The organism is Limnofasciculus baicalensis BBK-W-15 (assembly GCF_024178385.1).
Lineage (GTDB): Bacteria > Cyanobacteriota > Cyanobacteriia > Cyanobacteriales > Coleofasciculaceae > Limnofasciculus > Limnofasciculus baicalensis.
The window spans coordinates 15,628-22,231 of sequence record NZ_JAMZMM010000056.1 but is presented as its reverse complement, the minus strand read 5'-3'; the positions used below and the strand labels follow the sequence as shown (position 1 = coordinate 22,231).

Sequence of the window (6,604 nt, the reverse complement as noted above, 5' to 3'; positions counted from 1 at the left end):
GCAAAAATGAGTGACAAGATTATTTTAATTTGTTGTGTCGCTCAAAAACTTCACCCATGGATTTATCACGGATTCCAGCTCAACCCAAACCGGGACTGATCAATGTTTTAATTGAAATTCCCGCCGGAAGCAAAAATAAGTACGAATTTGACAAAGATCTTGAAGCTTTTGCCCTGGATCGGGTACTTTACGCATCTGTCCAGTATCCTTATGACTATGGCTTCATCCCCAATACCCTCGCAGATGATGGCGATCCGCTTGATGGTATGGTATTGATGGATGAACCGACTTTTCCAGGGTGCGTCATTGCTGCACGACCAATTGGCATGTTAGAAATGGTTGATGGCGGGGATCGCGACGAAAAAATTCTTTGCGTTCCCGACAAAGATCCGCGCTATGCTCAGGTAAAATCCCTCCAGGATATTGCTCCCCATCGGTTAGATGAAATTGCCGAATTCTTCAGGACTTATAAAAATCTTGAGAAGAAGGTTACCGAAATTCTAGGCTGGCAAGATGTAGATCGTGTCATGCCCCTAGTGGAGAAGTGCATCGCAGCAGGTCGTAAGTAAGCAAATAGTTATATCATGTCCGATAGCAACGGTTGCGTCAGGAGCGAGGTGACAGGTTAAGGGTTAGAGTTTAGAGGTGACAGGTTAAGGGGATTAGCGATCCGATCGAAAAGTTAGAAGTTAGAATTCTATCTGCTGAATTTTCCTGATATCTCACACCCCAAAACCCACACCATTCACTACTCACACAAAAAAGATGCTACCGGACTTGATATTAGCTATTCTCAGATAACTCCTGTCCTTTGTGATGGCACTAATGAGTAAATGGCTTCAAGAAGGCTAAAATAAGCTGACTTGACAAAAACTTCCCGATTGGGAAACGGGTGCTAGAAAATTAGATCTAGGGGAAAGTGCAAAATCAATGTTTGTTTTTATACTTGATGCCCTACGCGATCGATCTTAGATACGTGACGCGAATACAGCCCTTGTGAGAGAAAATCCCCAGTAGCTTCGTAACCGTTAGATCCGTATCTGAGTATCATGAGCTTGGAAATTCATTGGTGTGAAGAGTTGCTAAGGACAACTAAATTGAGTCAACAACCCACCGTTAAATCGGAGTACCGACTCTCTTCGCTTGCTCTGTAAGATAGCCCTAGTTGACCAGACTCAGGCAGAAATGCCTACGAAGCGTGGCAAGTGTTTAAGTTCTTACCTACAGATGCGTAGCTAGTCTTTCGCTCTAAAACTAGACGGTTAAACAGTCATTTGGGAGGCAGTGCTTAAGAGAAAGTACCGACCGCTAACTTTGTCTAAGCTAACTTTATCGGATCAATCCGAGGTTTTGTAGGTTTCCAATCAAAAAACCTGCACTTTGAGTGTTTCAATTTGGGATTGATCTTATCTTGCATAAACCTTGCTCCTCCTTTCCTCTCATCGCTAACCTGGGTACAGGTATAGCGAGAGTCTCCAGGAGGGACCAAAGATGAACGATGCCAGATTTCGATCCAGTTAAGCCAAGCAATTGCCCATCTAATGTTACAGTCAACATGGTAACTGGCCCTATCGTTAATTTTGTTGTCCAATTTTGGGGCGTTCGAGGTCAAATTTCCGCTCCAGGCAAAGAAACAATACGCTATGGCGGTAATACCTCTTGCGTGGAAATGCGTGTCGGGAACAAACGCCTAATTTTCGATGGTGGCAGTGGTTTGCGAGTGCTAGGCAATAATTTGCTCAAGCAAATGCCAGTCGAAGCACATATATTCTTTACCCATTGTCATTGGGAGAGCATTCAGGGGTTTCCTTTTTTTATACCCGCCTTTGTTCCCGGGAACTGCTTTCATATTTATGGGGGTGCCGCAGCCAATGGTGCATCAATGGAAGAGCGCCTTAGTCTCCAGATGCAGGCTCCCAACTTCCCCGTGCCCATACAGGTGATGCAGTCAGAGCTGAAATTCTACGAATTGACTTCTGGCAATAACCTAAAAATAGGTGACACCATCATTGAAGCCGTTTTGCTCAACGCCGAGCAAGGCTCAATGGGCTATCGGGTAACTTGGCAGGGACATTCTGTAGTTTACGCGATCGCTCGCTCACACTATCAGGATCGACTAGATCGAAATCTACTACACCTAGCGCATCATGCTGATTTGCTCATTCTAGATGCTCCCTATACCCTCAGAGCAGATGAAATTATTAATTCTTCGCCCCTAAACTGGCAAGATGAAGTCTGGCAGACTGGTATAGCGACAGCTAAAGCTGCTGGGGTGAAACAACTTGTCATGTCTCACTACAATCCAGCTCATGATGATGATTTTCTAGGACAACTAGAAGTAAAAGTCCAGTCAGTGTTTCCCAATGGCTTACTGGCACGGGAGGGTATGATCTTACGTGTGGTTTCTTAAGGAGTGCAGGGTTTTAGCTTTTGGATAGTATATTTTACATTAATAGGCTCGATCTGGAAACAGTTATATTTTAGAGTTGTGTAAAAAAAAAATAAAAATCTAATTTAGCTAATCTAAAATCTAAAATTAGTCAATTAGGGGTTGTGTCTTTTGATTGAATTCCCCCAGCAGGCACAGGTTGTTTCATTATATTCCCATTTACATTCATGGAATTATCAGAAAGATAGTGAAAACCGGGCGTAGGCGAGACGGGAGATTGTCAATTCAGGAATCCCATAGAGTGTAAATATGGTTCATCTGCTGTTTGTGGTGTTAGTCCGAATTTGGCTATTGCCACAAACATCACTAAAACTGATAGATGAGTAGTAGTATGACTGAGATAGGTAAGACGATCCCACTTCGATTCACCCCACTGGCAGCTTTGTTGGCAACCCTGTTGCTAACCCCATCTGTCAAAGCTCAAACCCCCGCAGTTCCCCATCTTGGCACTATCGGCTCTGAGGTACAAGAGCAGGAGAAGATAGAGGTGGAGGGTGAGATAGGATGGGCAGACAGGGAGAGTGACAGACTCAGCGACAAGGAAAGAGCAGAAAAAGACAGAGATAGTGAGAGATATGGCGACAAGGAGAGTAGAGAATTCACTCCATCACCCCCTGCCAGCGTCACCGATGCCTCTGTTGCCATCTCAGAGTTTCCCCTGGCTCAAATTCCTGGATTGAACCCTGGTGGCAATCCAATACCATCCTTGCCACCGCCACAAGATATTGTTCCTCCCGCCCCACCACCTACTACAGCACCATCTTTACCTCAGCAACTTCCACCACCCCAAGAGCTTCTACAACCAATTCCCACGCCAACAACCCCTGAAGTTCCCAATGGTGGTAATCAAAATACAATTACCGTTCAAAAGTTTGAGTTTATTGGTAATACAGCTTTTAGTAATGAAGAGTTAGCTGAAGTAACGAAACCCTTTACTAATAAAACCATTACCTTCGCCGAACTATTAAATGCTAGAACCGCTATTACCAAATTGTATGTAGACAAAGGTTATGTCACCTCCGGTGCATTTATTCCCCCTCAATCCCTGACAGAAGGTACTATAAAAATTGAAATTGTCGAAGGAGAATTAGAAGATATTCAGGTAAATGGCATTCGTCGCCTGAGTTCAAACTATATTAGTTCTCGCCTTGGTTTAGCCACCAAAAAACCCCTCAACGTACCCAAACTCCTGGAAGGATTGCGCCTTTTACAACTAAACCCACTCATCGAAAACATATCTGCCGAACTCTCGACAGGTTCAGGTCCTGGTACAAGCTTACTCATTGTAGAGGTAAAAGAAGCAGACTCTTGGAGTTACCAACTCTTGGCTAACAATGGGCGTTCCCCTAGTGTCGGTAGCTTCCGCCGGGGCGCTTCCTTAACCCAAGCAAACTTACTCGGATTAGGTGATGGTTTAACTGTTAGCTGGACTAACACTGACGGGAGTAACGAAATTGATGGGACATATACCTTGCCAATCAACCCTCGTAATGGCACTTTAAGTATCAGCTACAGCGATACATCTAGTAAAGTTATCGAGCCACCCTTTAACTTTCTTGATATTCAATCCTCATCTAGTAATTTAGACATTACACTGCGCCAACCCATATTTCAGACACCCACCCAAGAATTTGTTCTGGGTTTAACAGGCTCGAGACGAGTCAGCCAAACGGTTTTCTTGGAAGATTTGATTGGAGAAGCAGTCGGTTTTCCTGCGTCGGGGGCTGATGATGAGGGGCGTACCCGTCTCTCAGCTTTGCGCTTTTTTCAAGAATGGACTAGACGAGGGGCTAAAGAAGTCTTTGCTGTCCGCTCTCAGTTTAATATTGGTCTTGGTGCATTTAATGCCACTGTAGGCGACGATATTCCCGACAGTCGCTTTTTCTCCTGGCGCGGACAAACTCAATGGGTGAGATTATTAGCACCAGAAACCTTATTATTAATTCGGGGAGATATCCAACTCGCTGACCAAGATCTCTTGCCGACTGAACAGTTTGGCTTAGGGGGTCAAGGTAGCGTTCGGGGTTACCGTCAGGATGTTAGACTTACCGATAATGGTGCTTTTGCTTCAGCAGAATTGCGATTGCCAATTTTACGAATTCCTGAGTGGGATGGGGTTTTGCAGGTAACTCCCTTTGTGGATTTGGGCACAACCTGGAATAGTGGTGATAGCGCAGATCCCGATCCGAGAAGCCTAGCTTCTGTAGGATTAGGGTTACAATGGCAACAAGGCGATCGCTTTACCGCTCGCTTGGATTGGGGGATTCCCTTAATTTCTGTGGATTCTACTGAACGAACTTGGCAAGAAAATGGTTTATATTTCTCAATAATTATCAATCCTTTTTAAGATCTTGATGACCCATACCCCCTTTATTATTTCCGCTCCTTACCTGGAGGAACAGCGAAATCAACCAGAAGTGGTAGTTGTGGATTGTCGCTTTGCGCTCAACGATCCAGAACTAGGATATCAGCAATATCAAAAAAGTCACATTCCTGGAGCATATTATCTAGATTTAAACAAAGATCTTTCTGCACCAGTTGCGCGTCATGGTGGCCGTCATCCCTTACCCGATCCCGATGAGTTAGGGAAGAAACTCGCTGGTATGGGGGTAAATTTCCAAGAAACCTTGGTTGTTGCTTACGATGACTCCCGCTTTGGCTTTGCCGCCCGTCTCTGGTGGCTGCTACGCTATCTAGGACACGATCGCGTTTCGTTGCTTGATGGGGGTTGGGGTGGATGGCTGGCTCAAGGTTATGCGGTGACGGATACTGTACCAATCCCTAAATTAGGTCAATTTGTACCCCAAATTCGCCAGGATTGGGTGGTTGATATTAATGAGGTAAAAGTCAGGAAAGACTTGGCAGGAGTGGTATTGATTGATTCCCGGGAGCGCGATCGCTATTTGGGGGAACGGGAACCCATTAACCCCATTGCTGGACATATTCCCGGTGCTGTAAATTATCCTTGGGGATTGGTGACAGATGAAGGAGGTTATGTCCATTCCCTTGGAGTTCAACAACAACGTTGGCAAGATATTCAGCAGAGTCAAGAGCTGATCGTTTATTGTGGATCTGGTGTCACTGCCTGCGTCAATCTCCTATCTCTGGAAATAGCTGGGATTACAGGGGGGAAGCTTTATCCGGGAAGTTGGAGTGACTGGTGTTCTTATCTATAATAAGACTTACGCTCATTTAACTTGTATATTTAATGTCCCCTCTTCCCTTTGGAAAACTTTTCTGTACCTTGCACAGCCAAGGATTAGCCCGTAGTCAACCCAGAACATAATTATAAGACTTACGGCGCTAGGCTATTTGTAGGGTGCGTTAAGTAACGCACCCTACTATATAGAGATTTCAGTGACAGATTTTGCATAAGTCCTCGATTAAAATGTACACTTGATCGAGTAAGTGTGCGACATTATTGTCTCTGTTATAACGTTAGCCCCCAGACAGTCAAATATCCACTTTGGCAAGAGGTATATTATTGTTAAAAGTTAACCATCAACCGAATCATAGATAAAAATTGCTAAAATAAGAAGTTACCTTAAATTCTTTGAAACTATTAGGTCTTAGTTTATATGCCTTGTGTCATGAATCGTATTTCTATTTTTGTTGACGGGAACAATATGTTCTATGCTCAACAGAAAAACGGCTGGTTTTTCGACCCGAAGCGGGTATTAGAGTATTTCAAAAGAGAGGAGATAACCCTGATCAATGCCTTCTGGTATACTGGATTGAAAGATCCTCAAGATCAGCGAGGATTTCGAGATGCTCTAATTAGTCTTGGTTATACAGTACGAACAAAAATTCTTAAAGAATATTACGACGATAGCTCCGGCCGCTATTCTCAAAAAGCTAATCTGGATATTGAAATAGTTGTGGATATGTTTAACACTGTAGATCAATACGATCGCGTTATTCTATTTAGTGGAGACGGTGATTTTGAAAGAGCTATCGAATTACTCCGTTCCAAAAGTACCCATATTACAGTGGTTTCAACGGAAGGGATGATTGCCAGAGAGTTGCGCAATGCAACGGATCGTTATATCGATTTGAATGAGATACGGGATCATATTGAAAAAATTGATGGTTAGAGAAAAAGGTAGGAGGTGAGAGGTAGGAGGTGAGAGGTAGGAGGTGAGAGGTAGGAGGTGA

Annotated in this window: 5 protein-coding genes; all 5 read left to right on the top strand. The window is 44.0% G+C overall.

Annotated elements, in window-relative coordinates; genetic code table 11:
- The first annotated feature begins 56 nt into the window (after positions 1 to 56).
- The 5 genes from NJ959_RS08170 (at position 57) to NJ959_RS08150 (ending at position 6,543) form a co-directional block, all read left to right on the top strand.
- Positions 57 to 569: an inorganic diphosphatase gene (locus NJ959_RS08170; RefSeq protein ID WP_254011264.1), complete on the top strand. Its 513-nt coding sequence runs from the start codon at positions 57 to 59 to the stop codon at positions 567 to 569.
- A gap of 929 nt (positions 570 to 1,498) precedes the next feature.
- The gene (locus NJ959_RS08165) at positions 1,499 to 2,410 is read left to right on the top strand and encodes an MBL fold metallo-hydrolase (protein ID WP_254011263.1); all 912 of its coding nucleotides are present in this window, start codon (positions 1,499 to 1,501) and stop codon (positions 2,408 to 2,410) included.
- Positions 2,411 to 2,780: 370 nt separating this feature from the next.
- Positions 2,781 to 4,796 carry a ShlB/FhaC/HecB family hemolysin secretion/activation protein gene (locus tag NJ959_RS08160; RefSeq protein ID WP_254011262.1) on the top strand — a complete coding sequence of 672 codons (2,016 nt, stop codon included), beginning with the start codon at positions 2,781 to 2,783 and terminating at the stop codon, positions 4,794 to 4,796.
- Between the two features lie 7 nt (positions 4,797 to 4,803).
- Positions 4,804 to 5,625, top strand: coding sequence for a sulfurtransferase (locus NJ959_RS08155; protein WP_254011261.1), 822 nt, complete (start codon positions 4,804 to 4,806; stop codon positions 5,623 to 5,625).
- Between the two features lie 402 nt (positions 5,626 to 6,027).
- A complete protein-coding gene (locus NJ959_RS08150; RefSeq protein ID WP_254011260.1) occupies positions 6,028 to 6,543 on the top strand; it encodes a LabA-like NYN domain-containing protein in 516 nt (171 codons plus the stop codon).
- Positions 6,544 to 6,604: the final 61 nt, after the last annotated feature.

What these genes read in the sequence shown, in the direction of transcription:
- NJ959_RS08160 (WP_254011262.1), top strand. Translation starts at nt 2,781, where the DNA reads ATGACTGAGATAGGTAAGACGATCCCACTTCGATTCACCCCACTGGCA.
- NJ959_RS08150 (WP_254011260.1), top strand. Translation starts at nt 6,028, where the DNA reads ATGCCTTGTGTCATGAATCGTATTTCTATTTTTGTTGACGGGAACAAT.
- NJ959_RS08165 (WP_254011263.1), top strand. Translation starts at nt 1,499, where the DNA reads ATGCCAGATTTCGATCCAGTTAAGCCAAGCAATTGCCCATCTAATGTT.
- NJ959_RS08170 (WP_254011264.1), top strand. Translation starts at nt 57, where the DNA reads ATGGATTTATCACGGATTCCAGCTCAACCCAAACCGGGACTGATCAAT.
- NJ959_RS08155 (WP_254011261.1), top strand. Translation starts at nt 4,804, where the DNA reads ATGACCCATACCCCCTTTATTATTTCCGCTCCTTACCTGGAGGAACAG.